22 protein-coding genes are annotated in these 24,842 nt (G+C 41.3%); 4 read left to right on the forward strand and 18 right to left on the reverse strand.

Annotation, left to right across the window (positions count from 1 at the left end):
• Window positions 1-151: 151 nt before the first annotated feature.
• Entirely contained in the window at window positions 152-1,900 is a 1,749-nt protein-coding gene (locus ACDD58_RS07090; RefSeq protein ID WP_370775937.1) for an IS1634 family transposase, read from the reverse strand.
• 317 nt (window positions 1,901-2,217) lie between these two features.
• Between ACDD58_RS07090 and ACDD58_RS07095 the strand changes: the two genes are divergently transcribed.
• Both ACDD58_RS07095 and ACDD58_RS07100 read left to right on the forward strand, forming a co-directional pair.
• Window positions 2,218-3,018: a TerD family protein gene (locus tag ACDD58_RS07095; RefSeq protein WP_370776621.1), complete on the forward strand. Its 801-nt coding sequence runs from the start codon at window positions 2,218-2,220 to the stop codon at window positions 3,016-3,018.
• A gap of 32 nt (window positions 3,019-3,050) precedes the next feature.
• The gene (locus ACDD58_RS07100) at window positions 3,051-3,755 is read left to right on the forward strand and encodes an AIM24 family protein (RefSeq protein WP_370776623.1); all 705 of its coding nucleotides are present in this window, start codon (window positions 3,051-3,053) and stop codon (window positions 3,753-3,755) included.
• Between the two features lie 185 nt (window positions 3,756-3,940).
• On the opposite strand, the gene ACDD58_RS07105 is transcribed toward ACDD58_RS07100, so the two are convergent.
• The 7 genes from ACDD58_RS07105 to ACDD58_RS07135 form a co-directional block, all read right to left on the reverse strand.
• A complete protein-coding gene (locus ACDD58_RS07105; RefSeq protein WP_118210223.1) occupies window positions 3,941-4,747 on the reverse strand; it encodes an HAD family hydrolase in 807 nt (268 codons plus the stop codon).
• A complete protein-coding gene (locus tag ACDD58_RS07110) occupies window positions 4,744-7,380 on the reverse strand; it encodes a cation-translocating P-type ATPase (RefSeq protein WP_370776625.1) in 2,637 nt (878 codons plus the stop codon). The genes ACDD58_RS07105 and ACDD58_RS07110 overlap by 4 nt, the downstream gene beginning before the upstream one ends.
• 37 nt (window positions 7,381-7,417) lie before the next feature.
• On the reverse strand, window positions 7,418-8,032 hold the full coding sequence (locus tag ACDD58_RS07115; protein ID WP_370776628.1) for a TerD family protein: 615 nt from the start codon (window positions 8,030-8,032) through the stop codon (window positions 7,418-7,420).
• Window positions 8,033-8,110: 78 nt separating this feature from the next.
• Window positions 8,111-8,692: a TerD family protein gene (locus tag ACDD58_RS07120; RefSeq protein WP_118210221.1), complete on the reverse strand. Its 582-nt coding sequence runs from the start codon at window positions 8,690-8,692 to the stop codon at window positions 8,111-8,113.
• A 47-nt stretch (window positions 8,693-8,739) separates the two neighbouring features.
• On the reverse strand, window positions 8,740-9,894 hold the full coding sequence (locus ACDD58_RS07125; protein WP_186899296.1) for a toxic anion resistance protein: 1,155 nt from the start codon (window positions 9,892-9,894) through the stop codon (window positions 8,740-8,742).
• A 43-nt stretch (window positions 9,895-9,937) separates the two neighbouring features.
• Entirely contained in the window at window positions 9,938-12,214 is a 2,277-nt protein-coding gene (locus tag ACDD58_RS07130; protein ID WP_370776630.1) for a YceG family protein, read from the reverse strand.
• A gap of 15 nt (window positions 12,215-12,229) precedes the next feature.
• A complete protein-coding gene (locus tag ACDD58_RS07135) occupies window positions 12,230-12,820 on the reverse strand; it encodes a rhomboid family intramembrane serine protease (RefSeq protein ID WP_370776632.1) in 591 nt (196 codons plus the stop codon).
• Between the two features lie 216 nt (window positions 12,821-13,036).
• On the opposite strand from ACDD58_RS07135, the gene ACDD58_RS07140 reads away from it, so the two are divergent.
• Entirely contained in the window at window positions 13,037-13,999 is a 963-nt protein-coding gene (locus ACDD58_RS07140; protein WP_370776634.1) for an HpcH/HpaI aldolase/citrate lyase family protein, read from the forward strand.
• Window positions 14,000-14,122: 123 nt separating this feature from the next.
• Here the strand turns inward: ACDD58_RS07140 and ACDD58_RS07145 are convergent, their stop codons facing one another.
• The 4 genes from ACDD58_RS07145 to ACDD58_RS07160 all read right to left on the reverse strand — a co-directional run bounded on the left by ACDD58_RS07145 (window position 14,123) and on the right by ACDD58_RS07160 (window position 19,823).
• A complete protein-coding gene (locus ACDD58_RS07145) occupies window positions 14,123-15,172 on the reverse strand; it encodes a cysteine protease StiP family protein (RefSeq protein ID WP_118210216.1) in 1,050 nt (349 codons plus the stop codon).
• Between the two features lie 117 nt (window positions 15,173-15,289).
• Window positions 15,290-16,435, reverse strand: coding sequence for a phosphoribosyltransferase domain-containing protein (locus ACDD58_RS07150; protein ID WP_370776636.1), 1,146 nt, complete (start codon window positions 16,433-16,435; stop codon window positions 15,290-15,292).
• Window positions 16,436-16,460: 25 nt separating this feature from the next.
• On the reverse strand, window positions 16,461-17,252 hold the full coding sequence (locus tag ACDD58_RS07155) for a flagellar biosynthesis protein FlgM (protein ID WP_370776638.1): 792 nt from the start codon (window positions 17,250-17,252) through the stop codon (window positions 16,461-16,463).
• A gap of 453 nt (window positions 17,253-17,705) precedes the next feature.
• Window positions 17,706-19,823, reverse strand: a complete 2,118-nt coding sequence (locus ACDD58_RS07160) for a SulP family inorganic anion transporter (protein ID WP_370776640.1) — start codon at window positions 19,821-19,823, stop codon at window positions 17,706-17,708.
• Between the two features lie 227 nt (window positions 19,824-20,050).
• Here ACDD58_RS07160 and ACDD58_RS07165 point away from each other — a divergent pair, with 227 nt between their 5' ends.
• Window positions 20,051-21,340 (forward strand): O-acetylhomoserine aminocarboxypropyltransferase/cysteine synthase family protein, encoded by a 1,290-nt coding sequence (locus ACDD58_RS07165; protein WP_370776642.1) that lies wholly within the window; start codon window positions 20,051-20,053, stop codon window positions 21,338-21,340.
• A gap of 106 nt (window positions 21,341-21,446) precedes the next feature.
• Here the strand turns inward: ACDD58_RS07165 and ACDD58_RS07170 are convergent, their stop codons facing one another.
• The 6 genes from ACDD58_RS07170 to ACDD58_RS07195 form a co-directional block, all read right to left on the reverse strand.
• Complete coding sequence (locus ACDD58_RS07170) at window positions 21,447-21,917, reverse strand: gamma carbonic anhydrase family protein (protein WP_117922668.1); 471 nt, start codon at window positions 21,915-21,917, stop codon at window positions 21,447-21,449.
• A 55-nt stretch (window positions 21,918-21,972) separates the two neighbouring features.
• Window positions 21,973-22,545, reverse strand: a complete 573-nt coding sequence (locus tag ACDD58_RS07175; protein WP_370776645.1) for a cytidylate kinase-like family protein — start codon at window positions 22,543-22,545, stop codon at window positions 21,973-21,975.
• Between the two features lie 50 nt (window positions 22,546-22,595).
• Window positions 22,596-22,946 (reverse strand): arsenate reductase family protein, encoded by a 351-nt coding sequence (locus tag ACDD58_RS07180; protein WP_186900039.1) that lies wholly within the window; start codon window positions 22,944-22,946, stop codon window positions 22,596-22,598.
• Between the two features lie 144 nt (window positions 22,947-23,090).
• On the reverse strand, window positions 23,091-24,140 hold the full coding sequence (locus ACDD58_RS07185; protein ID WP_117920782.1) for an ORF6N domain-containing protein: 1,050 nt from the start codon (window positions 24,138-24,140) through the stop codon (window positions 23,091-23,093).
• Window positions 24,127-24,378, reverse strand: coding sequence for a resolvase (locus ACDD58_RS07190; RefSeq protein ID WP_186900041.1), 252 nt, complete (start codon window positions 24,376-24,378; stop codon window positions 24,127-24,129). Before ACDD58_RS07190 ends, ACDD58_RS07185 begins: the two co-directional genes overlap by 14 nt.
• Window positions 24,363-24,722 carry a replication initiator protein A gene (locus tag ACDD58_RS07195; RefSeq protein ID WP_370776649.1) on the reverse strand — a complete coding sequence of 120 codons (360 nt, stop codon included), beginning with the start codon at window positions 24,720-24,722 and terminating at the stop codon, window positions 24,363-24,365. The genes ACDD58_RS07190 and ACDD58_RS07195 overlap by 16 nt, the downstream gene beginning before the upstream one ends.
• Window positions 24,723-24,842: the final 120 nt, after the last annotated feature.

Here is a 24,842-nt window from a genome sequence, read left to right on the forward strand (position 1 = left end):
GGGAAAATCTTGCTTTCGGACAAGTCCCCTTTTTTCTTCTTTTCTGTTGTATTCTCATTTTTGACAGTTGATTAGTTAATAAAGTGCCACAATCCCTGTAAATACAAGGGGTGTGGCACTTTTATCTGCATACACGAAATATAGTAATGTTTTATCTCCGCTTACTTTTTTTCTGAATTCCTTTTATTTTCCGTTTTGTTATGAATTGATAGTCCGTTCTGAATCCGCAGGTTTCATGGAGATCGTCAGTGATTTCCTGACGCTCATATACCGGCATGAAGCCCTGTTCTTCTATATCCGTAAATTTTATGTCTTTTAAAGTGTGAAGTAATTGTTCTGTGGTATAAGTCCCTTTCAAGGAGCGGTTTAATAACCGGAAATGTAACAGAGCAAGAAAACAGGTAAGAAAATGAGCCTTAATTCGGTCTTCACGGTTTAAGTAAACGGGTCTGGCTTCAAAGTCTGTTTTCATAGTTCTGAAACAGTCTTCAATCTGCCATCTTCCTTCACTGACTTTTAAGATATCTGCAACGTTATCATCAAGCAGGTCTGTACATACCGCATAAAGCCCGTCATACATTTCTTCTTCAGCAATCTTATCCGTATCGAGATAATAGTGGATATTAGCTTTTTCTCCTTCGTTGGTTACAGCTACCTTATTTACAAATCTTGCAGGATCATTTGGATTTTTGCGCTGTTTTTTTAGAGAGCCATTTGCAACCATTTTTTCTGCCCGACAGATCTGCTCCGCACGGATGGATTTCTGATAAGCGGCATATTTAGGGGAGTAGGTTATGATCAATCTTTGATCCAGTTTTTTTGTTGTAAATGGTTCGTCTTTATAATAAAGCTGGTTCTTGTCATCATCTGTCAGTTTTGTGAGGTCAACAGGTTTATCATCTGAGAGACGTTTAAAGCCAGTTTTCTTTAAAGCCCATGCCCGGTCTTCAGCAGGCAGCTTTTTGATGGACTGAGTGACAATAAATGCCCTCTGTCCCATGTGATTAAGAACACGGTTATCCTCAGAAGCAAGTCCGGCGTCACTGCAATAGATAAACTTATCACAGCCGAATTGTTGGAGAATCTTTGTTTCTAAAGGTTTTAAGGATTTCTGCTCATTTTGGTTTCCAGGAAAGAGTGAGAAAGCCAAAGGTATTCCGTCACCATCCGTAAAGAGACCCATTTGAATAATGGGATTCGGACGGTGCTCTTTGCTTTTTCCGTATTTTTTATCTCCATTTTCCTGTTCGATTTCAAAGTAGTAGTTTGTGCAATCATAATAAAGGATCCGATCCATTCTGTCACCGAGAAAAAAGCTATTTTTATAAACTTCTGATTGAATAAAATCCATTTCAGAAGCAAGAACAGAAAGAGCTCGGTACACATCATGAAGTTCATAAGTGGGAGGCTCAAGGAACTGTTTTGCTGCTCGGAAAGAAGAACTTTTGCTGGAAGGTTCCAGGACCCTTGTATAAATTAAATCAGATAAAATCGCATTAAGATCATACTCGAATTTATGTCGGCTTTTGATTTTTCGGCAGATAGAATCGAGCTTAAGCCCATAGTAAATAGACTGAAGAAAAAGATATCCGCCAGAAAAAAGTTTCTGCTTATTATAGTCCATGAGTCTGTTGGAATGAAATGGGATCATGACAGTAGCATCCTCTTTTTCACTTTTATATTTCAGTGTTTCAAGACGAGCTTGTTCATTTGCCCATTCAACAACTCCGTCACGATCCGTGTGGAGCTGCGCTGATAATTCAGCTAATGTACCTAATTTTCGGATGGTTTTGGAAGTACTTTTCCCATTGGCATTTGTATAGGACTGAGTGATGTAAAAGGACTCAGAATTTTTTGATTTTGATGTTGTTATACGCACAATAATCACCTCTGTCACCATTATACAACATATCACCAAATATTACTATATAATAAAAATAAAAATTTGACAAAAAAATAAGTCTATTTCAAGGCTTTGCGGTACGTTTTTGCATTTCAATGTGTCAAACTCCCGGGGAAAATCTTGCTTTCGGACAAGTCCCCTTTTTTCTTCTTTTCTGTTGTATTATAACAAGGATCTTCTATGATTGCTATACATTTGACACCTCTATCAGAATCACTTAAAATGAAATCCAGAAACTTATTAATTCATAACAATAGATTGCCCGCAAAGCGTACACTCTATTATTTTACTAAATGACAAGGGGTTTTTTTATTATGGTAGATATTCCAATGAGATCCTCTGCTCCCGTCACCAGGCAGACCGTTCTTTCCATCAACGAGCGGAAAGTCGAAGGAGCTAAAACAACACGAACTATCACTTCGATCAACCACACACAATCTCAGACTGCATCAAAAGCATCTTCCGGAACGACTTCTTCCATGCAACACACTGCCATGCACCCTAGTGCTATGCACCCCAGTGCTATGCACCCTGCATCCACACCGGCGTCAAAACCTTTACCTCCACTGGTACATATGGTGCAAAAAGGTCAGAAAACACCGCTGGAGAATTCCGGGAAACTCACTTCCATAAAGGCATGTCTTGGATGGAATGTCAAAAATCCTGCCTGTGATGTGGATGTGTCCGCATTTCTGCTCGGTGCATCAGGCAAGGTGATCGGTGATTCCTGGTTCGTCTTTTACGGGCAGACTAAAAGCCCTGATCACAGCACGGTTTTTCATGTTGAGGACGGTGCTGACCGCGAAAGCATTTCCGTTGATTTCACCAAACTGGATGCATCCGTTGCCAGAATCGTATTTGTGTTGACGATCAACGAAGCATTAGAAAAAAATCTGAACTTTGGAATGCTTCAGGACGCTTATATCCGCATTATGGATTCTGCCGATGCCGAATTAGTCAGCTTTAAAATGGATGAATATTACTCAAATGTAACATCCATGATGATCGGCGAACTGTATCTGCATAACGGCGCATGGAAATTTAATGCCATCGGAAACGGCGTGGCAAAAGATCTCGCAGGATTATGCGAGATGTATGGAGTTCAGGTTATTTAAAACAAAGGATTAGATTTTGGAGGGAATTTGTTATGTTAACATTTGAAACAGTAAACGAACTTACTTTAAAGGTTACCTGCACAGGCAATGATGTGCTCTTTACAAAAGCCGGTGCTTTTATTGCCGGAGAGAATGCCGGTGGAAAAAATTACAAATTTGAGAAGGTTTTACTCGGACCACAAAATAATATCGGTCAAGCTCTGTTCGGTCAGATTGCACGAAGATTCACCGGTGAAAATCTTCCGCTTATGAAAGTAACTTTAAATGGTGATTCCGTTACCTATTACGCAAATTACGGACAGCACATTGTTGTCTATCATTTAGAACAGGGTGAGACGATCTCCGTAGAATCTGAAAATATTCTCGCTTTCTCCCAGGATTGTGATTACAGTGTCCGTTTTATCGGTGTCGGTGTGCTTTCCCAGAAAGGTCTTGCCACCTCCACTCTGACCGCGCGCGGAAAAGATGCATATGTCGCCGTGCTCTGTAACGGCAACCCGATTGTTTTAAGCAACGTGATGTCTCAGGATACGCTCTCTGTGGATCCGGATGCTGTTGTATGCTGGGTTGGAAATGGACACTGTGATCCTCAGGTGACGGCAGATATCTCCTGGAAAACATTTATCGGACAGGCTTCCGGTGAGTCTTATCAGTTTGAGTGGCATGGGAATTGTCCGGTTACGGTGATTATTCAGCCTTCGGAACGCAGAGGCGGAATCAGTGTGAGTATGGATTAGTGAAGGTCCGTGAAAATTAAAGTGCAAAAAGAGGGGGATAAGAAGTTTTGCTGGGGTAAGTTGCGCGAAGCTGAGGCTCGTTTTGTTCCGTTGTGCGAGGGGGCACCTGTATTGCATGCTGCCAGGCTGTAACCTCTTTAGAATTTTAACTTTACAGGTAAAAACGGAGTCTGTTGCAAGTGGCATCATCCTGGGTGGATGATACCTTTTGCAACGGACTCCGTTTTTATTTTCAGACATTGCTCTAATAGGGCATCTGAAAATATTTTTTTCGGATGCATCTCATCTATTTTTTTCCGGGTTACGGATGTTTTGGGGATTTCATATTTTTGTGTGAATCCGTGTGGGACAAGTCCGCGGTCGGCGGTTAATATCATGGGGATATCAAAGGCGCTGTCTCCGGCGGCAATCACGAATTCCGGTTTTAGTTTCTGTCTGAGGCGGTCTATTGCCGTTCCTTTATTCAGAGAACGCGGTACTACATATACTTTTTCGCCGTTGGAAAAGACATCTGCATATTTTATATTGAGAGATGTTTTTAAATCATTTACAACTGTTTGTGGATCATTACATTTTGTAAAGAGAAACAGCTTTTCAATATACCGGAGTTCGAACTTTCTGCGTGGATCTTTTTCTAGCAGTTCCATTGCAAGATTCATTTCATCCCTGCTATCCGACACAAGGTGCAGGGAATCCTGATACCACGCTTCATCCCGCATACCATCTACCAGAAGAACACCGCCGTTACAGACTAATGCATAGGGGAATTGTCCAATTCCAAGGTCGATGCGCTGATATTGTTCCAACGTTCTTGTGGTCGTTGGAACAATCAGCATTTCATTTTTTACCTGCTGCAAAAGACGATATGTTTCCTCTGTGATGTAGGATATTTCCCTCCCCTGATAGAATTCCACATTTCGCTTCCGCATCCCGATGTCATGTTTATAGGAATAGATGATCGTATTATCTAAATCAGTATGAAAGACAATCATTTTTTGGAAACAATTGCTTTTCTTACCATATCAACCGGAATGATAAGTACCGCTAACAACATGGAAACAAGCAATGCTTTTGCATTTAAAGTTGTTGTGCTGAATACCTGACCACCAATTTCAATAATGATGGTCTGCAGTACAAAGATCGCACCCATGACAATGATAAAGTTCTTATTTTCTCTGATGTGTTCAAATACATTAAATTTCTCTGATCTGGTATTTAAACTGTTAAAGATAATGGAATAAATGAAAAACGCAAACATAAATGTTTTTTCATATAATTCCGGGTCAGCACAACCTGCCGGTGTTACAAAATCCGTGATGCCACCGATATTTTCCAGGATCAGGATCGAACCGAGTGTAATAAATACAGAACTGGTTCCGATCGCAGATTTGATATAAGTTGTTAAAATGTTATCTTTTCTGAGTGCCGGTTTTTCATTCATGTAACGGTCAAGGATCGGCTCTCCACCAAATGCCATGGCTGCCAATGTATCCATGATCAGGTTGATCCATAAGATCTGTACAATGGAAAACGGCTCTGTCCATCCGAGGATCGGTGCGATGATGTTCATCAAAAGGGTACTGATATTTACCGTCAGCTGGAAGATCAGGAATTTACCTACTGACTTAGACATCGTTCTACTGTTTAATACGCAGTCTTTAATGGATGTCAGACTGTTATTTAAGATGACAACGTCACCTGCCTCCTGGGCAACTGCTGTACCGTCTCCCATGGCAAATCCGATATCTGCCTGTTTTAATGCCGGTGCATCATTGACACCGTCTCCTGTCATACCGCAGACATTATCAAGCTGCTGTGAAATAGAGACAAGTCTCTTCTTATCAAGCGGTTTTGCCCTGCTCACCACACGAAGGTTCGGAAGTTTTTTCTTTAATTCTTCATCTGACATCTGTTCTAATTCCTCATGGGTAAGAACAACGTCATTCTTCTCATCTTTTAAGATTCCGGCTTCTTTTGCGATGGCAACTGCTGTTTCCTCTGCATCACCGGTTACCATAACAACCTGGATACCTGCATTATTTAAAATCTCAACGGTCTCAACCGCATCTGTTCTTACATTATCCCTTAAGCAGAGCACTGCCATTAAGACTGTTTTTCCATCTGCGATCTTTGCAACAGAAAGTAACTTCATAGTTCGCTTTGCCTGTGCAAGCATCTGGTCTTCCACTGCTTTTTTATCTGCAGAAGTGAACTCTTTTTCCTCACCGGATGGAAGCATATAATGCGTTACTTTACCGATGATATTTTCTGTTGCACCTTTCCAGTAAACCAGTCCGTTTTTCAGTGTAACAGTCGCACATTTCTTCTCAGAATCAAATCCGCTGATATCAGCAACTTTATCCGGATCATTTTTTGAATCATCATAACCGTGCTCTAATGCATATCCTAAAAGAGCCCTGTCCATGTTGTTGCTTCCGATCGGTTTTCCTTCAGATATTTTTGCAAGGTTATTTAATGTGATCGCTTCAATAAATTCCTGATTAGGAATATGATCCACGATTTTACCATCACCGGTGATAAATTCCACTAATGATAAATTACCCTGTGTGATGGTTCCTGTTTTATCACTGAATAAGACATTCATGTATGCAGAATCCGAAAACGCTGCCTTATGACTGACAAGAATATTTTTCTTGTACATGGACTCTGTGTTCATGGACTGCACCAGACTGTTCATCATTGGAAGACCTTCCGGCACCGCCATGATAACGATGGACGCCATCAGCATGACTGCCTCTGCGACCAGAAGCAGAACAAAAACAACTGTGACAGGTTCATCCGTACGGATCAGATTCAGTACAACATCTAATACACCGGCAATGGCGGCTGCGGATACACCTAGTTTACCGATACCGGCAGCTACAACTTCCAGTTTCAGACTTGAAGTATCTTTTCTCTCATCCTCTTCGCTTTCATCCGTCAAAGCTTTATTGATCTTACCAAGCTCAGATGCATCACCGATCACAGTTGCGACCATATAACCTTCGCCGGAGGTCACTACCGATCCCATAAATACTTTGTTAGCAGATGCATAATCTGTCGATTCAGCCTCATCAAGATTGTCAGCAGCCGTTTTATTCTCGTCTCTTGACTCACCATTTAACGCAGCCTGGGAAACTTTGATGTGTCCTTCAAATAACACACCATCCGTAGGTACTTTATCTCCTGCCTGAACCAGGATCGTATCACCTTTTACGATCTCACTGGTAAGGATATTGACCAGTTTTCCATTTCTCACGACTTTTGCATAAGTCTTGTTATACTCTTCCTGCAATGCCTCACTTCTCGAACTGTTGCGGTATTCCGATAAAGTACTGAAGCCGGTTGCAAGCGCAATTGCCAAAACAATACTTATGATCTCAACAACATCATTTTCTCCCGCTAATGCCGGTACAAATACACCGATAACGGAAATAACGATTTTCATGACCAGTGCTGCACATAATACTTTGATCCAAATGTCATCAAATGCTCCGATGAACATTGACCACAGTGATTCTGTCTCTTTTTTTGCAAGAGCATTTGTTCCAAAATCCTGTTTGCTCTTGTTTACCTGTGAGTCTGACAGACCTCTCATCAGCTCTTCTTTATTTATGTTACTCATTTTGGGTAATTAACCTCCTCTAAAGTATCAAGTCTATTTATACAAATCTTCTGCTCAGTTCGCCAAGTCCAGGGTCATTTGTCCCCTGACCAACAGCACTGAACTTCCATTCTCCGTTATGTCTGTACACTTCTCCAAATATCATTGCCGTCATACCGGAATAATTTTCGGTCAGATTGTACTTGCACATTTCATTATTATTTCTTGCATCAACTAAACGGATAAATGCATTCTCAATCATGCCAAAATGCTGATGTCTCTGAACCGCCTGATAAATGTTTACGACGATCACGATCTTATCGTACTCCTGCGGTACTTTTGCAAGATCGATCACGATCTGCTCATCGTCTCCATCACCAGCTCCCGTCAGGTTATCTCCCTGATGATTTACGGTACCTGATTTGTGATGTAAATTACCAAAATAAACGATATCTGATTTATCCATCAGTTTTCCGTTTTTCAACATCAATGCGGATGCATCACAGTCGATTGGCTGCTGCTTTTGTCCGCCCCCGAATAAAGCACTTAAAAATCCACCTCCGGATGAATACTGCTGCGCTTCATCCCATCCAAGACCGACAATGATCTTTGACAGTCCTGCGTTATCTTTTGACAGACTGACCTTCTGTCCTTTCTGTAAACTAATTGACATTACAATCCTCCTTGTTTTGCGGAGCAAAATGCGACTGCCATTGCAGGAGCAGAGGATTTTACTCCTTGTTTTCCTCCCTTATGCCACTTCAATTCCATAGTGTCCGCAAAGTGCTGCGAGTCCGCCCTGGAAACCACTTCCAATTGCGTTAAATTTCCATTCTCCGTTATGTCTGTATAATTCACCGACAACGACTGCTGTCTCAATGGAGAAATCCTCTCCCAAGTCATAACGGATCATTTCTTTTCCGGTTGTCTCATCCACCAGACGGATAAACGCATTGGATACCTGTCCAAAATTCTGGCGTCTTGCCTCTGCCTCATAGATGGTTACGGTAAAAGCGATTCGCTCAATGTTTGCCGGTACTTTGGAAAGATCGATCTGGACCTGTTCGTCATCGCCTTCTCCCTCTCCGGTTAAGTTATCGCCCATATGTTTTACAGACTCACTTGGATGAACCAGGTTTCCATAAAATACAAACTCTTTATCTGTCGGGCATTTTCCATCTGCGCCTAACATAAATGCTGCTGCATCCAGGTCAAAATCTGCACCTGAATCATATGCATTGACATCCCAGCCAAGACCAACCATGATATTTTTCAGTCCCGGATTTCCTTTTGTTAAATCTACTTTCTGTCCTTTTGATAAATTAATTGGCATAGTATTACCTCCTTAGAATAAATGAATCTATAGTTATTTCAAATAACTTACTTGTTTGCCGGCGGCATATGATACTGTCTGTTGAAGTCCGCCTTGATTGCCTCAAGCCTTGCCTGATCTTCCACACGTTTCTTTCTGCAGTCTTCTTGAATTCTTCTGGTTTCTTCAATACCGCTCGTAATCGTTCTCCAGGTCGTTTCAAGTGTCTCAATCTGAATAGAGCTTCCAGATGCCATCTTAGCAGTAGCCTTAGAAACCTCTACCGTATTCTGTGCATTCTTAATAAGCATCTCATTCGTCTTCTTATCAAGAGCTGACATTGCCTCCGCCTGAATGCGCTGGCGTTTCAGCAGAATTGCCTGTGCAAGTGCCTGTTTAAATACAGGAAGCGTCACGATAAATGCGGAATTAATTTTTCTGACCAAATTATAATTGCTGAATTCCATCGCTTTGATCATCGGAATGGACTGCATTGCAACATTCTCTGCTGTTCGAAGATCCTGTGTACGCTGCTCCATCATCATCAATGCCTGATTTAAACTGGTAAGTTCAAACCGGATCGACTCGTCTCCGGTAGTCTCCATATCCTGCTGTCTTTTCGCAATATATGCTTCGATTTCTTTGCATGCCTGCTCGCCGGCAAGAATATATTTCACGAGTTCATGATAATAATTTACATTTGCCTCAAACATCGTATTTAGTTTACGGTTTGACTGCTTGATCTCTGATTCATAGCCTTTGAGCTGAACGTAGATCTTATCGACTTCTTCGCCCATTGTGTGGTATTTTGCAAGAATCTTGTCAAGCTGTTTTTTCATATTTCCAAATAATTTTCCAAACAGTCCCGGATTTTCTTTGATCTCATCGATATCAAACTGATCCATGATCTTTGCTAACGTTTTTAACATTTCGCTGGTATCGTCTAACTGTGACATATTCATACTGTTTAACACAACATCCGAAGCCTTTGAAATCTCCTCTGCCACCTCTGCTCCAAATGTGACGATCGTCTCAAGATTATTGATCTCGATCGTACTGACGATCCGGTCAACTTCATCAGAATTGACCAGTTCTGAGTTCATTTTTTCCCTGTCGGCAACAATATCATATTGTTCCACAACAGCGATCTCATCCTTTGTGTCCGGAACTGCTGTGGCTGCCGGTGCTTCCGCAGTCATTGTTTTGCTAAAATCAAGTCCCATACTATTCCTCCATTTCTGCGTGTGAAAAATCTGATTTTTCGCACTAATTACCTCTCTTAAAAAATTTCTCCCGCCAAGTGTAGCGTGTACTGCCAAATGAAATACTATTCAGGTCAGGGACTTGCAGATCATATTTATATTCCCCGATCTGATGTTCTTCCATTAGTTGCCCGTTAAAATATTTTTCAATACTCTGATATCCTGTCGGTACAAAAAATACGATATCAAATCCAATCAGATGTAAAAATGCTGTCAGGATCGAATCCTCTAACGAAATTACCGTCTCCGATGTATTAATGTAGATCATTTTCGGATTTTTCCGGGTAAGATCAAATTTCTGGATCAGTCTTACAATATCCTTTGGCAGATTTAAAATCTGCGCAATGACTGTATATTCCATGCCATTTTCCCCGATTCCCTTTATCATTTTCTGATTGATCAAAAGCTGCATCTTATCGAGAATCATTTCCTGTATATCTTCTCTCAGGATACCATACGGATATTTCGGATGTGCTTTGATCTTATTTCGCTGCAATTTTCCATTCTTAAAAAATTCGGCAGCATACATTTTCATCGGATTCGGTGCCATCGGCTCTATATAAGGCGCCTTTTTTATCACAATGGTATCTTCCGTAACCAATTCTTTTACTGATGTCCAGTAATGATCCGTCTGTCCATCTTTTACACCGGAAACCTTTGCAAAAATAACCGGTATGTTGACCACACCATCGACCACACTAAAATCCGGCCGGTACTTCAGCTCCTGATCCCACAGGATCTTTATTTCTTCATACATGGTCTGCAGGCTGATAATATTCGCCTTTCCATACTGCTGATTCCGGTACATTCCGGTGTCCTGATACATTAATGTATCCAGTTCTCTCTCCGCATGATATGCCACTGTTCCCATTTTAACCTGTGAATTTTCTTCTGGAAACCTTTCCATGGTAAGACTTTCCTCATAATTCAGTTCATACAGCAAAGGATCTGTAAGCTGACAAGGTACATTCCGGTTCGGGCACAGGATCACCACATCAACCGGCAGTCTTGCTAAAAACTTAAGAAACAGTGCCTCATTTTCATTCTGACAACCACCCATGTGAATAAAACATCCGATTTCCGGCATCTTCCAGTCAGAAAATAAAGACGGCAGATATCTCTTTAGCCAGCACAACAGATATACCGCCTTACTGGTGAGCCTGTTTAAATTATCGCCTTCTTTGCTAAATTCTGCAAGAAGAATATCAACAAATGTTTTATGCATGATCTTCTGCAGTTCCATATTTGCCGGATATTTTATATTGGCGGAAAGATCCATGATAAGCTGATCTGCTTTTGCATAGTTTCCTCGCCGGATATCTGCGATCTCATCCGGTGTCGGTCTTTCAATCTCTCCATTTACGATCACAGTCTTTCGTCTGGCATTTTTCAGTTCAAGCTGCAGCTGAAACAATTCGTTTGCATAAGTCAGCTTGTCCTCTGCTCCATTGATCCGGTAAAAACAATTATAAAAGAAACGGGAATCTGTCCCTCTGCTCAACACACTTTTTTTGATATCTTCAAATCCTTTTCCGCTGATCCAGGCATTAGTACAGTTATTGACAGAAGGAAGATTTCCATACAGCCGTTCTTTTTCAAAATCATTTTGTATCGCTTCACGGACTTTCTTTAAGCAGTATTCTTCCGGGAAGGCTGTCATTCCCTCCATTTTTAGATCGTCCGATAAAACGGAATCCGGATCTGACTTAAGGTACCCTGCATCACCGTGATACTGCAGCAACACCACATCACACCCTGCATTTGACAGGATTGATATCAGCATCAGCTCGTAATTACTGATATCCCCCTCATAAAGGATCTTGGGCAGTTCATTTGCCCCAAGCTGGTTTACAATCCGCTCAAATTTGTAATACAGCCAGCACATAAATTTGATATATGCATTTTTTTGCATATTCTCTGTTTTTCCATTCCGTCTCATGGAATCAAGCGAGTCATAAATCGAATCTGCCACATTCTTCCTTTGCAGATCGTTCATACGCGGCAGCCATTTTTTTAAACCATTCGATATAAATGACGGATTCATCTGAAAATCCATCCCCATGATCTCAGAATAATACGCAAGGTTCTTCTCATCTGGATTTGGGATCTTTCCTTCGATCACCACGCCCGCCCTTCTTGCCGTATCATAATATTTTTTTATAAAGTCCCCGATTTTTTCCGTGTATCCATTGATCCGGTAAAAATACACCTCTCTGCTTTGTCTGCTATCGAGATCGACAAAGTAATCATCAAGGCTGTGAATCTTTTTGTGTTCTAACATAGCGCATTCTCACCTTCAATATCTGTTCATTTTGTTTTTGTTCATCACATAGCCAAGGCCTGAACCGACAATGCCTCCCAAAATATGTGTCAGATTCGAGACGTTATCCCTGATAAAGATACCATCATACACTTGCTGCCCGATATAGATCAGCGCAACAAGAATAAATGTAAGCGGTATTTTTCCATCCTCAATACTCGTAAATGATGCCAGCAATATAAACGCAAATACAACACCACTTGCTCCAAGAAGCTGGACATTGGGGGAAAATATGAAATTGATCACACCTGTCACCAGCGCTGTCGTTAAAATTACAAATAAAATATTTGCCGACCCATACTTTTCTTCCAAAAGCGGCCCTACAACCAATAACATCATAATATTTCCAAAGAAATGATCCCAGCTGGCATGTCCGAATACATGTCCAAAAAACCGGATGTATGTGAACGGACTTGCTAACGATGACCGGTAGACACTGAAAAATGCACGCGTGGATGCACTGCCTGTTACTTTATCTAAAATCAGTACGATAAAACAGGCAAGCGTAAATCCCAAAATAACCGGAGAGTTAAATGACAGCCGTATCTTTTTACCACCGTTACCCATACTATTCCTTCCTCAAAAACCCTGTTTCACAGAGCACAATATTCTATAAAAATCATCTAAAAGTATAGCATACCGGCATCCTGTTTTCAAGAAAACGTCCGGCATCGAATCTATCTATCTTTTTGCCTATATTAATGCTATAATTCAATTTGCAATCTGTTGTTAAACTTGTGTTATTTTGAAGAGTTTTTATACACTCAGGGGGATTTTTACAAATTGAAAAACGATATTATTTATTACAGTGTCGGTGCACTGCTCTATTGTCCCGCCAATAAAAAAACGATTGCCGACTCTGTGATTCATGAAAAATTTGGAACTAAATATTCTCTGGCTTTATGCCTTGAAGATACGATCAATGACAACTATGTGACAGAAGCAGAGCAGGATCTTATCTCTTCCATCCATCAGATATTTGAAAGTTTTCAGGATCATCCTTTTTACCTTCCGAAAATCTTTATCCGCGTCCGCAATGCCGGTCAGATTGGACGCTTAACAAAGGCTTTCGGCGACAGCATAAAGCTGATCACCGGTTATATCATACCGAAATTTACTACTGACAACGCCAGCTCTTATATAGAAGAAATGATCCGGGCTAACGAACAGGCTTCTAGGAAATTATATATGATGCCGATCTATGAGAGTTCTTCTATCATTGACCTGCGGCACCGTATCGATATCCTGTATGATCTGAAAGACAGGCTTTCCCATGTGGAAGATCTCGTTTTAAATATCCGTGTCGGAGGAAATGATCTGTGTCACATGTTTGGATTCCGCCGTCATTGTGACGAGTCCATTCACCGGATCAGACCTGTCGCTGATATTTTTTCTGATATCATAACTGTTTACGGCATGGACTACGTCGTTTCCGGACCAGTATGGGAATATTATTCCGGGTATAATTGGGAAAATGGCCTGATTCAGGAACTAAAAGATGATAAACTCTGCGGCTTTACCGGAAAAACAGTCATTCATCCAAATCAGATTTCTGTCGTAAACAAAGTTTATCAGGTTACAAGATCAGATTTTAACGATGCAAAAGCAATTTTAAACTGGGATAAAAAATCAGACTCGCTTGTCTCCGGAAATCTTGCGGGTGAACGCATGAACGAATACAAGACCCACCATAACTGGGCAGAAAAAATCTTATTTCTTGCAGAGGTCTTTGGCATAACAGACTAAACTTATGTATGCACGAATTTCTTTGGCATGACAGACCAGACTGATGTATACATAAATTTCTTTGGCATGACGAGACCAAACTGACGTATGCAAATAAATTTGCCTGGAAACCGGCAGTATTTTTTATATATCTGACATTTTTTTAATGATACCGCAGCATTTATAATGTTTCATCGGATAATACTGGATCGACACATTTTTTTCCTCAGCTAATCTCACCAGATGTCCAAGCTGAGGATCTCCCTTGTACCTCTCATCAATCAGGATCTTCCATGGAACTCTTCGCAGCAATACTCTTGTCGCCTCTCCGATTCCCGGTTTGATCAGATTGATATCATCAATATCAAATGTCTTTGCAATCTGTTTTACCTCGTCAATACCAGAGCTTTCCACACACTTATTTTCTTTTTCCACATCCATCTCAAACTCGTTCTCGATCGTATGGATAAATTCATAGGACAGATCCGAATCTTTTAATTCTCCATAATAAACGGCTCCGTGGAAATCATCTTTTCCAATGATATCACTCCTTAAGAATGTCCTGCTGATCAGTCCTGACACAGTGCTGTTCAGACAGGAACTCGGTATTAAAATATCATCGTGCGTGCCACACAGTTCTGTCACATTAGCAGGATCTGCTATGACTGCGATATCGGATGACACGCCTTCATACTGCACAAGATCTTTTTTTAATTCATTTAAAATCGCGCCCTTTCCGATCCATCCGTCCACGAACAATAACTTTCCCGGTTCATACCGGCTTAACAGATATTTCATCGCATTGTCATCAATCCCTCTGCCGCGGATAATGGAAATGGAATAATGCGGTACATTGACCTGATATTTTTTTGCAATATATCTTTTGACTAAAATTCCGATTGGAATACCGGCGCGAGCCAGTGAGACGAGCACAATGCCCTGTCCCTTTTTTTCAACGATCTTATCTGCAAGTCTTCCGACAGCAAGTGCTACCGGTTTTGCATAATTTTTCAACGCTTCCCGGTACACCTGCATATATTTTTCTGTCGGGACATATTCGACCGGCAGCATTTCACTGTAATGTTTTCCCGCCTGTATCAGTTTTTCTCTCTCTTCGGTCGGCTGTGGCTGCACCATGCCGGTGATATCTTTTAACAGAAGAGTCACGTCCTCATCCCGGTATGAACTTCTCATTTAATCTTGTCTCCATTCTTTCCTGCTTTCCATTACATCGCATGTTTGCTGCTGAGACACAAATTTCGTATGGGAAAAATTTTATTTTCACATTATGCCCTTATTCCTGTGCCCTCTTTAATACCAACGGATCACAGATATATTTTCATTTTTCATCCGAAGTGCGTAAATCAGCGTTTCTAATCCTTTTAACGACGCTAATGCCGAATCCGTCATAACGATAACCCTGTCATAGTTTTCCAGATCATAAATAAAAGTCTTTCGTTCCGGATCATATAAACTGCACAGTTCATATCTGCAATGCAGTGGATACTCTTCCTCGGTACTGACCGCGATCGGACTTCTAGTCGTAGAATGGCAGCGGACATCACATCCTATTTTTTCTATTTCCTGACCTGTCAGAAGTGCGGGATACATAAACTCTTCCGTGCCGATCACAAGTACGCGCTCACCCTGTTTCACACTCGTTTCCGCGATTACAGTTTCCGCAAGTTTTTTGCATGCAGTCTCATACTGTTTTGCATCAACGAAACGTCTCGCATTCATCCATCCCGGAATTGATATGATGTGTGGTAGTTCATTCCAGATTTTGTCCTGTATGCTGACCGCTAATTTTTCCTGCGTGTGATCCTCTTGTATTGCACGAATAGATAAACCATCACAATGATATTTCTCTGCAATCGCACTGTATCCGGAATGATCCGTTTTTACCAGATAATGAAGTTCTATTTCTTCCTCCCTATAGATTTTTAAATATTCTTCGGTCATTCCATTTAACAGCGAAACAACTGCAAATTTTATCTTTCTCTGATATTCCCTTCGTATGATTCTGATGATATTCATAATCGTATTACCCGTGGTCACTTCATCCTCCACAAATACGATTCTGTCTGTCTCATTGATCACACGGTCAATATCATCTTTTACTAATTTTTGCTCAGTCGCATGGCTGTGCGCCTCTGAGAAAAACAAATAGCTGACATCCGGTATCACTTCCCGCGTTGTCTGGATATACTTTGTCCCCAATGTGATCGCAGCCTGTGCACCGATTGCTGTCGCGGTTTCTGCAAAACCGATCAAAAGCAGCCTCTCGCCTTCATATTTTCCCTGAAGCTTCTCTGCAAGACTTTTAAATAAATTCAGTGCTTTCGAAGGTTCTACCGGAACATGTTTTCCCTGCAGTGGATCTACTACCAGATAACCTCTTTTGGTATTGTTTTCCCGTTTTGCTATTCTCACTAAATCTTTTTGCTGATAGTTCATATGTTTTTGATTTTCCTGACGTTCGTTAATTTTTTACGATCTGTTTTCCAAAGGTTTGGAGATATTCCTGGGCAGTCTGTAATGATATATTTAGTTTTTTCTGCAACCGCTCTAAAATAGCGTCTTCTGGCAACCCTAGATCACAACATGTATCTACAATTCCTTCCGCTCTGCCACGCATTTCTCCTCTTGCTTCTCCTCTTGCTACATCCTGCTCTATTTCATCTTTCATTAATTCCCGTAATGCTTCGCACATACCATTCGCCCTCCTTACCTTCTGATATATTTCATAATTCGCACTGACACTTGCCTGTAATACTGCGTCTATATTATTCCGCTCCCGCGGTGTCTTCATATTTTCTGTCTGTTCTAAAAACTTCCTGATATCCTCTATATCGGCATTTGCAGATAAGATTCTTAGGCTGCTGTGCATAGCCCGGTTCAACCTGCTGATCACCACGATCTGCACCGGGAATAAAATGCTCCCGCTCACGTAATAAATACCTGGATATTTTTCTTCCAGTACATATCCTTTTCGTTCTAATTCAAAAAACAGTTCTCTTGGATATGCTTCACGGAACAATGACACGGTCAGTTCGTCCGCCGGGATTTCATCGATTGTTTTCCCATATCCTTTATAAAGGCAGGCATATCCAAGTGTTTTGTAAAAGGTGTCTATCGACAGTTCATCTCCCGGTCCTTTGTATTCTAACACATTGTACTTTCGCATGATATGACCGATTTCATTTTTCATCACTTTTTCTGCATTTTCTTCTTTTATGATCAGAAGATCAATACGGATCGGTTCTTTACTCAAATGATACTCCGATATTAAATCAAGTTCCTCGATGTTTTCTTTTAGTTCCAGTTCCGCTGCTGCATAAAACGCAGGATGCCACTGGATCTTTTTGGCTTTGTCTGATGACGATTTCTTTGTCTTTTGCGCGATAATCGTTTCCTCCCTTTTTATTCGGGAGAATCGTCTGATATTTTCGAATCCTCCCTGCTTTTACTTTTATTTGGCTGGTGATTTAAAAGCATTGAAAATTCTGATATCCGACGTGGTGGCTTGCTTATTGATATACAAAGCCCTTAACGTGGTTTTGACTTGTTTTGAAACGGCTTATACTATGATATAATTTCTCACAGTCTGCCTTGTAGATTTTGCTAGAATGTAATGCTTTGGATGAATGATAACATAAGTTTATACATATGTCATTATAATTTTATATTTCCTGTTATCTTTATGAATTTTCACTAGTTCCTTTTTCTACTCTTTCCTCTTCTCCCTAAGCTCTAACACCAGCTCATACACCTCCGGCCTGCGTTCCTTCAAATGCTCATCCAGCAGGTGCCTGCGTTCCTTAAAACGCTCCGCCAGTTCCGGATGCTCTTTTGCAATACGGTCATGTACTTCCTTCCGGTGTGCCTCAAGTCTGCCTGCAAGCGTTACCTCATCCTTGCCGGAGATATTAACGATTTCCTTTAAATGTTCCTCTAAATGTTCGAGCCACTCATCTTCATCCAGTGCCTCCATATGTGCCCATCTGCCATGAAACAGATTTTCAACATCCCCCGTCTGCTTTAACTGCTCAATCTGAAGTACGATCTGTTTTTCGATCTCATCTTCCGTCTCTGAACCAAATGCCCAGACAAACTCCTGGACACGGTTATCAGCACGTTTTCTCGACGCACTGCGCTCCACGTTATCCACACCGCCTTCAAGCGGATAAGGTCTGTTGATTCCCATATCTTTTAATGCGATATGTATGGTTCTTCGCACGCAGCCCTCCTCGATGAGATAGCCAAGACCTAATTTTCGAAGCTGCTCATTCACGTCTGCGATGTGCTCTGTCATATAGAAACGGATTCCTTTTTCCTTCAAAAATTTGTACAGGATCTCCAGACGGTCTGCCGCTGTGATATCCAGACTTCCGATTCCTCCGGCATCCAGAATGACTGCTTTCGTGTCATCTTTGATATGCTCCTCGATATCCTTTTGCAGCACCCCGATATTGGCAAAAAACAAATTGCTGCTGAAACGGTAAATCAAAACTCCCTCCACCGCATGGATCTGGCTGCCTTCCCGCAGATCTCTAAAATGCTGATGCCCCGGCTGGATTCCCAGAAAACATCTTGCCGGTTTTGAGGTACGGATGATCATTTCTGTAAAAGACAGGATAATTCCGATCAGAACGCCGTTGATCGTGCCAAGCATCAGCACACCAAAAAATGCACCTATAAAAATGAAACCCTCGGTCCGGCTGACTTTCCACAATCTTACCGCAAGTTCAAACTCCGTTGCCCCAAGCAGTGCCGAGATCACGATCGCCGTCAGCACCGGGATCGGCAGATACCCAATAAAACCGGTTCCACAGAGGAGAAGAATGATCATTGATAACCCAGCCACAATACCGGTAAGCTGTGTCTTTGCCTGATACTGTTCGCCCATTGCACTGCGCGATACTGAACCGTTGATCGGACAGCAGCCGGTAAATGCCGCCACAAAGTTGCCCATGGAAAATGCAAAAATTTCCTGATTATCATCGATCTTGTAACCATTTTTCTGTGCAAAACTATTCTCAGCCAGCAAAGTTTCCGCCATAATGACAACAGCGACTGACAGACTGGTGATGATCGCATCCTTTGGTGCGATTGCAGAAAAATCCGGTATGCTCCATTCTGGCATGCCAGGTTCTACTGCTGCAAGTGTCTGCACCCCCCACTCCCTGACCGGCAGAAAGCGTGTCATAAGTGCCCCTGCTGCCATCAGTGCAACTGCCATCGGAAACTTTGGGATCAGCTTTTTCGAAACCAGAAGAATCACAAGTGCAAAAAGTCCGATCACAAGCGACGGCAGATTGATCTGACCTGCCGTCCCTGCAATATGCTCTGCCAGTTCAAAAAGTTCTCCGACTCCTGCCGTTCCACCCATCAGCTTTGGCACCTGCATCAGTATGATCGTGGTACAGATTCCGGTGATAAATCCTCCCATGACCGGTGCAGAAATAAAATTGACCAGTTTTCCTGCCTTCATAAAATAAAATGCCAGAAGCCACAGTGCCACAAAAAAAGTCAGTACAGGCACTGCTGCCATGGCCTCTTTCGTTCCGCCTTCAATGCCAAGTCCCACAATAGCTGAACCGATCAATGCTGCCGGAGCCGCATCCACACCAAAAATAAACTGTGGTGACGTGGAAAAAAGTCCAAATAAAATGATCGGGAACACCGAGCCGTATAATCCATAAACTGCCGGAAGCCCTGCAATCTGTGCATACCCCATGGAAATCGGGATAGAAACTGCCATGATGATGATTCCAGCAAGAATGTCCTTTGGAAGATTTTGCTTATCGTAATGTTTTAATGTCTGAAATGGCTGTAATTTCACTTTTCAATCACACTTCTCTCTTTTTATTCAAACCTGACATGCTCTATATTTTTTCTTCCCTACTGTATCACAAATTTTTTAAAATCAAAAGATATTCCCTTGTAAAATCTTCCTATGAATGATACGATATTTTTATGCGCTTTTTCTTACTAATGTGATGAATCGCGAAGGAATTTTTAATGCAGCTGTTTTTATAAAACAGTGCAGAAACGGAGGATTAGATTTCTATGAGTGAATACAGAATGGGGACAAAATGTGTGCAGGCAGGTTACACACCTGGCAATGGAGAACCGAGACAGGTGCCGATCATCCAGTCTACCACTTTTAAATACAGTACCAGCGAGGATATGGGAAAACTTTTTGATTTAGAGGCAGATGGTTATTTTTACAGCCGCCTTCAGAATCCTACCAACGATATCGTCGCTGCAAAGATTGCAGCTATGGAAGGCGGTTCGGCTGCAATGTTAACTTCTTCCGGACAGGCAGCCAATTTTCTTGCCATGTTCAATATCTGTGAATGTGGCGATCACATCGTTGCTTCCTCCTCTATCTATGGTGGTACTTTCAACCTGCTCGCTGTCACGATGGCAAAAATGGGAATCACGACCACATTTGTTTCTCCTGATGCTACTGAGGAAGAATTAAATGCAGCATTTAAGCCAAATACAAAGCTTATGTTTGGTGAGACGATTGCTAACCCTGCACTCACCGTTTTAGATATCGAACTATTTGCAAAAGTTGCCCATGCCAACGGCGTTCCGCTTGTGATCGATAACACGTTCCCGACTCCAGTCAACTGCCGCCCGTTTGAATGGGGTGCTGACATCGTAACCCACTCCACGACCAAATACATGGATGGTCACGGAGCTGCCTTAGGCGGAGCGATCGTGGACAGCGGTAAATTTGACTGGATGGCTCACGCTGATAAATATCCGGGACTGTGTACTCCGGATGAAAGCTATCATGGAATCACCTACGCAGAAAAATTCGGTAAAGAAGGTGCCTTCATTACAAAATGTACTGCACAGCTGATGCGTGACTTTGGCTGCATGCAGTCCCCACAGAGTGCCTTTATTTTAAATCTCGGTCTGGAGTCCCTGCATGTCCGTATGCCAAAACATGTAGAAAACGGTCAGGCTGTTGCTGAATTTTTAGAGCAGCATCCAAAGGTTGCCTATGTCAACTATCCGGGGCTTCCTTCCAATAAATATTATGAGCGTGCAAAAAAATACCTGCCAAACGGCGGCTGTGGTGTCGTTTCCTTCGGTTTAAAGGGCGGACGTGCCGCTGCATCCACATTTATGCAGAATCTGAAACTCGGAGCAATCGAAACACATGTTGCTGACGCAAGAACCTGCTGCTTAAATCCTGCAACCTCCACACATCGCCAGATGACGGATGAACAGTTAAAAGAAGCCGGTGTTCCGGCTGAACTTGTCCGTATCAGCCTCGGTCTTGAGGATAAGGAAGACTTAATTGCAGATATTTCCAATGCACTTGATTCGATCAGGGAATAAAATAAAAAACATATACAAAAAATGGATGTTTCCTCATTTAATCTATTGGAAACATCCATTTTTATAAATATAACGGATCAATATTAATATTTATCCTGATCTCTGCTCATACCGGCATCAACTGATTTTTTGCTTCTCCCACATACAACAGCGCGTTGTTATGGTTTGACTTAATTTCTTCCTCTGTCAGCTTTCTTATTATCTTCGCCGGATTTCCAAATGCAAGGCTGCCATCCGGGATTTCCATGTTCTGTGTCACAAGAGCCCCTGCACCAATGATACAGTTATCGCCGATCACTGCACCATTTAATATGATCGCCCCCATTCCGATCAATGTATTATTGCCGACCTCACATCCGTGTACAATCGCACCATGCCCGATCGTCACATCGTTTCCAATGGTAAGCGCATGCCCGTCTCCCACATGAAGGACCGCATTATCCTGTACGTTCGTCCTGCTTCCGATCGTAATCCTGTCAGTATCTCCACGCACCGTTGCATGATACCATATTCCTGAATCTTCTCCGATCGTAACATCTCCTTTTACAATTGCACCTTCTGCTAAATAGTATGCCATGCTGCTCTCCCTTCCGACCGTTTTTACTCCCAGTCCTGTTTCTACTATCCTTAGATCACTTCTTTCCTCTGATCTGACTGATATAAGCCGAAACAACTGCAGCCACACCATCAATCCCAAGTCTGCACTCATCTAAACACAGATCATAATTATCTGCTAATCCCCAGGTTTCCCCGGAATAATAATTATGATACTGCTTTCTTCGACGGTCTGTGTCATCCACGATCATTTTTGCTTTCGACTCTGATACCTGGTGTTTCTCTGCGATTTTTTCAATTCTTGTTTTCTTGTCCCCGCAAAGGAAAATACGAACCGCATCCGCATGTTCTTTGTACGCATAATCCGATGCACGACCGATCACGATGCACGGCTGATCATCAAACAACGCCGTTAATGCCTTTTTCGGTGTCTCACGCACCTTTAAATTCATATCATCCGCAACCATGCTCATCATATCATCAACCTGCCGTTCCCCAAAATAAAACGGATACTTTGCATACACTTTTTTCTCTTTTGCAAGCTCGATCAGTTCCTTTTTGGAATAACACGGAATACCGTATAATTCTGATAACCTTCTTCCTACTTCGTCCCCTTCACATCCGCATTGTCTGGCAATTGTTATAATCATAATGATCCTCCATTCCTGCAAGTCCTTTTATGAAAACCACATTCTTATTTTTATAAGAAGTGCTCTGACCATTCTTTTTCTTTAAAACCGGTAATTACCGTACTTCCATCTACGATCAGCGGACGTTTTACCAACATTCCGTTTGTCGCAAGCAGCTTTAACTGCTCGTCCCTGCTCATTTCGGGAAGCCTGTCCTTAAGCTTCATTTCTTTATATAAAAGTCCGTTGGTGTTGAAAAATTTCTTTAATGGCAGACCGCTCTTTTCATGCCAGTCTTTCAACTCCTCGTAGGACGGATTCTGCTCTACGATGTGACGGTCCGTATATGTAATCTCATGTTCATCCAGCCATTTTTTTGCTTTCTGACAGGTGGAACATTTGGGATATTCTATAAAAAGCATTGGATGTCCTCCTTTTGGTATGGTATGTTGTTGTTAATTGATATTGTACCACAAATTGGATGGGAGTGGGTACACAAATCCTTTTTCAGATGGTGGCATTTTTTATCGTAACGGGGAACCGTGACAGCTTGCTTTCTCTCGCCTCTATTGTGGTAAAATCAAAGTTGGATTTTTCAACAGCGTGGCAATCACCGGAGCATATTTAGATATTCCATAATCTTCAACAATACTGGTTATTCTAGCGCCTGCATCTTTTGATGAAGCACCACATAAGAAAACCCTTTCATCAGCAGTTCCATAATCCAATACGATAAATCGATCATGAAATATACCGCCTGTCTTTTTCATTGACAAATTTACTGTTGGGTACTCCTTGCAGAAATCTGTAAATTCTATGTTGTGAAGTTTATTATTTCCAACATTATCACTGAATAAAATAATAGCTACTCCGGCCGGAGAATTCTTAAGGTGTACCAGCGTCCTTAAGCCAATATAATTGTCAACGACATATATTGACGACTTTGCCTGCTTATAAATGGTCTCATATACCTCATCTGCACTACTAAATTTTGCGTTAAACATGAGCCACTTTTCATCATCATCTGAAACAAAGCTGTTCATCATATCAGCCAACTCAGATTTTGTCACAACATCCTTCAAGCCTTCTGCAACATCTGAAATCTGCTTTTCAAGAGATATCATATCTGAGTTGATTTTGTTAATTTCTATTCTGTTGTTAGCAGTTTCCATGCTTAACTGAAGTATTTCCCGCTGACCTATTAAATCACGATTTTCTAATATGTAATCTTTCATTTTCTTAAAGGTTCTTATTAATGCCTTGCTCTGCTTAACAGCCAACGGTCCTTTCAAGACAGTCATCAGCATATATAATCCTTGCTCTGTAAATACATGAGGATTATAACGACTTTTTGAACTTATATTTGCGGTACAATTTTTGTACCGCAAATCTTCTAATTCCTCATCTGTCAATTCAAACATAAAATCTTCATCAAATTTTTCAATATTATTTTTTACCTGTCTATTAAATCCCTTCGTATCATAGCCATATATCTCTGCTAAATCAGCATCAAGCAATACCCTTTTACCCCTAATTTTATACAGTTTTTCTTTTAGATATTCTTCTGTTACTTCTATTACTGTAACATCGATTTCTTTCTTTTTATCTTCTGCCATAGAACTCCTCCATCCATTTGCGGTCAAAAAAATCGTCCGCAATTTCTACCATTGTCATGCCGCTCTCATATCCAACAACAAAATCATTATAAATTGCCATCCACTTGGCGTTATGTTTCTGACGACCGCTTAACTTACGATTTCTGTAATACTCCAATTCCTCCCGAAGTTCTGCATTCTCTTTTTCCAACTCCTCAATTCTTTTTAATGCCTCTTCAAGTGTTACAGTTTTCTCCATTCCCCTGTCCGCCCCTTTCTGTGCTTAAATTGCTTTGGCAGCCAATTATCGTTATCTGCTTTCAACAAGTCATATACATATATCTTATTCGGCTTTCCTAATCCCTGATGGTTTCGATAAATCAGATTATGTACCTCCAGTTCCTTCAGCATCTTGTTAATTTTCTTATTTCCCAGATGCAACAGCTTCATCATTTCTTTGATTGTAAAAATGATAAATGTAGCTCCATATTCATCTCGCCATGCATCACCATTACACTCCGATAAGCAACGCCGATCCAACAAAATCATATAAAGTGTCTTTGCCTCATTCGTCATGCTTCTAAATTGATTTTCTTGATACATTTACAACATTCCATAATTTTTGTACTCCTTTCCGATTCATTGTATGAAACTATTTTCTCAAAATTTTTATACGAATCCGGTATATCCAAGATGCTGGAAAAATATCCTCTTTATGATTTT

This window comes from Roseburia sp., from assembly GCF_041325975.1.
Taxonomy (GTDB): Bacteria; Bacillota; Clostridia; order Lachnospirales; family Lachnospiraceae; genus Roseburia; species Roseburia rectibacter.

Coding starts and splice junctions, on each gene's coding strand:
- ACDD58_RS07100 (WP_370776623.1), top strand. CDS start 3,051: ATGTTAACATTTGAAACAGTAAACGAACTTACTTTAAAGGTTACCTGC.
- ACDD58_RS07115 (WP_370776628.1), bottom strand. CDS start 8,032: ATGTCAATTAGTTTACAGAAAGGACAGAAGGTCAGTCTGTCAAAAGAT.
- ACDD58_RS07175 (WP_370776645.1), bottom strand. CDS start 22,545: ATGATTATAACAATTGCCAGACAATGCGGATGTGAAGGGGACGAAGTA.
- ACDD58_RS07125 (WP_186899296.1), bottom strand. CDS start 9,894: ATGGGACTTGATTTTAGCAAAACAATGACTGCGGAAGCACCGGCAGCC.
- ACDD58_RS07150 (WP_370776636.1), bottom strand. CDS start 16,435: ATGAACTATCAGCAAAAAGATTTAGTGAGAATAGCAAAACGGGAAAAC.
- ACDD58_RS07185 (WP_117920782.1), bottom strand. CDS start 24,140: ATGGCAGAAGATAAAAAGAAAGAAATCGATGTTACAGTAATAGAAGTA.
- ACDD58_RS07135 (WP_370776632.1), bottom strand. CDS start 12,820: ATGGGTAACGGTGGTAAAAAGATACGGCTGTCATTTAACTCTCCGGTT.
- ACDD58_RS07090 (WP_370775937.1), bottom strand. CDS start 1,900: ATGGTGACAGAGGTGATTATTGTGCGTATAACAACATCAAAATCAAAA.
- ACDD58_RS07110 (WP_370776625.1), bottom strand. CDS start 7,380: ATGAGTAACATAAATAAAGAAGAGCTGATGAGAGGTCTGTCAGACTCA.
- ACDD58_RS07145 (WP_118210216.1), bottom strand. CDS start 15,172: ATGAGAAGTTCATACCGGGATGAGGACGTGACTCTTCTGTTAAAAGAT.
- ACDD58_RS07130 (WP_370776630.1), bottom strand. CDS start 12,214: ATGTTAGAACACAAAAAGATTCACAGCCTTGATGATTACTTTGTCGAT.
- ACDD58_RS07105 (WP_118210223.1), bottom strand. CDS start 4,747: ATGATTGTCTTTCATACTGATTTAGATAATACGATCATCTATTCCTAT.
- ACDD58_RS07190 (WP_186900041.1), bottom strand. CDS start 24,378: ATGGAGAAAACTGTAACACTTGAAGAGGCATTAAAAAGAATTGAGGAG.
- ACDD58_RS07170 (WP_117922668.1), bottom strand. CDS start 21,917: ATGGCATACTATTTAGCAGAAGGTGCAATTGTAAAAGGAGATGTTACG.
- ACDD58_RS07180 (WP_186900039.1), bottom strand. CDS start 22,946: ATGCTTTTTATAGAATATCCCAAATGTTCCACCTGTCAGAAAGCAAAA.
- ACDD58_RS07120 (WP_118210221.1), bottom strand. CDS start 8,692: ATGCCAATTAATTTATCAAAAGGACAGAAAGTAGATTTAACAAAAGGA.
- ACDD58_RS07095 (WP_370776621.1), top strand. CDS start 2,218: ATGGTAGATATTCCAATGAGATCCTCTGCTCCCGTCACCAGGCAGACC.
- ACDD58_RS07165 (WP_370776642.1), top strand. CDS start 20,051: ATGAGTGAATACAGAATGGGGACAAAATGTGTGCAGGCAGGTTACACA.
- ACDD58_RS07195 (WP_370776649.1), bottom strand. CDS start 24,722: ATGTATCAAGAAAATCAATTTAGAAGCATGACGAATGAGGCAAAGACA.